The sequence below is a fragment of the Exiguobacterium sp. UBA6309 genome, from assembly GCF_002439205.1.
In the GTDB taxonomy this organism is placed as follows: Bacteria; Bacillota; Bacilli; order Exiguobacteriales; family Exiguobacteriaceae; genus Exiguobacterium_A.
Window position 1 is genome coordinate 1 of record NZ_DJTL01000003.1, and the last position, 1,893, is coordinate 1,893.

Genomic DNA, 1,893 nt, shown 5'->3' on the forward strand with positions numbered 1-1,893 from the left:
CGCAAACTTGGCCTATCAAGCACTATACCGCGTATACCGTCCGCAACGTTTCGACGAAGTCGTTGGACAAGCGCATATCACCCGTACGATCCAAAATGCATTGATGGAGGGACGCATGTCCCACGCCTATCTATTTTCGGGTCCTCGTGGAACGGGAAAAACGAGTCTTGCCAAAATCATCGCTAAAGCGATCAACTGTGAGCATGCTCCGGTCAAAGAACCGTGTAATACGTGCCCCACGTGTCTTGCGATCACGGAAGGATCAAGTCCAGACGTCTTCGAAATCGATGCCGCTTCCAATAACGGCGTAGATGAAATTCGGGAAATCCGGGATAAAGTCAAATATCCCCCTTCAGAAGCAGCCTATAAAGTCTATATCATTGATGAAGTACACATGTTGTCGACAGGCGCCTTTAATGCACTGCTTAAAACACTAGAAGAACCGCCGGCACACGCCATCTTCATCTTAGCAACGACCGAACCACATAAAATCCCAGCGACGATCATCTCCCGCTGCCAACGTTTCGATGTAAAGCGGCATGAAGTCGATCAACTTGTAGAGCGGATGCAATATATCTTAAAAGACCAATCGATCGAGTATTCGGACACGGCATTACGATTGATCGCCCGAGCGGCAGATGGAGGTATGCGTGATGCGCTGAGTCTACTCGACCAAGCGGTTGCTTTTTCAAACGGTGATTTGAACGATGCAGCTGTTCTTGAAGTAACAGGGGCAGTAGAAGATGAAGCATTACTAAACATTGCCCGTGCCTTGCATGAACATCAAGTCGACCAGTTGTTACAGACGCTTGAGACGATGCAACGAGCGGGAAAAGATTTAAAACGTTTCGTTGAGGATCTTGTCTTCTTTTACCGAGACACCTTATTATTGAAAGCCTCTCCTACAGCTGTCGACTTGCTAGAGCGTGCTCGCCCGACGGATGAGTTCAAACAATTCGTTGAATCGATTGAAGCAGAGACATGCTTTACGATCATTGATCAGTTACATGACTGCCAACAACAAATGCGATTAACGAATCATCCGCGGGTCCTCGTTGAGATTGCCTTCATTCAAATCGCGGAACAAGGAAGAACGACGGGGCAGATCGTCCAAGCGTTGCAGCAGGAAGTCCGCGAAATGAAGGAACAGATGCATCAGTGGAAGTCGAATGGTGTTCCAGCTCAAGAAGCGGCTGCACCACAAGCGCAGCCGAAGCGGAAACAAGGACGACCAACCGTTCGAATCGCCAAAGAGCGGATTCGCCAAATGCTAGAACGAGCAGAAAAAGCCCAGTTGCGTGAGATTCAGGAACGCTGGGATCATATCCTAAAGTGGATTCTAAAAGAAGATGGACCAATCTACTCGTTGCTTCATGAAAGTAAACCGGTTCTCTGCTCTGCGGATACGCTATTGATCGAATTCGATGACGGTAAGGGATGGCATTTCGAGCAAGTCATGACCAATGAACGAACACGTTTCGTGATTGAGGAAGCATTATATGAAATATGCGGCGTCAAACGCGAAATTTTAGCGATTCTCTCAAACGATTGGCATGAACTGAAGGCAGAGTTTGTTGCTAAGCGAAATAGTAGTAGTATAGAAGAGAAGGAAACAAAACAAGAATCGGAGAGCGATCAGTTATTGTCCGAGACGCTTGGTCGTTTTGGTGATATCGTAGAGTTCGAAGATTAAATTCGAGGAGGAATACAGATGCGCGGAATGGGAAACATGAATAATATGATGAAACAGATGCAGAAGATGCAAAAGGATATGGCGAAAGCACAAGAAGAATTAAAAGATTTGACAGTGACAGGTACAGCAGGCGGGGAAATGGTCTCAGTCGTCGCCGATGGTCATAAAAATATCGTAGATGTCATCATTAAAGAAGAAGT

At 46.6% G+C, this 1,893-nt stretch carries 2 protein-coding genes; both read left to right on the top strand.

What is annotated here, in order from left to right:
* Positions 1 to 1,693: DNA polymerase III subunit gamma/tau (gene dnaX / locus B3M90_RS00070; protein WP_290781990.1), on the top strand; the 1,693-nt coding region annotated here is incomplete at its 5' end.
* An 18-nt stretch (positions 1,694 to 1,711) separates the two neighbouring features.
* Positions 1,712 to 1,893: YbaB/EbfC family nucleoid-associated protein (locus B3M90_RS00075; RefSeq protein ID WP_290781992.1), on the top strand; the 182-nt coding region annotated here is incomplete at its 3' end.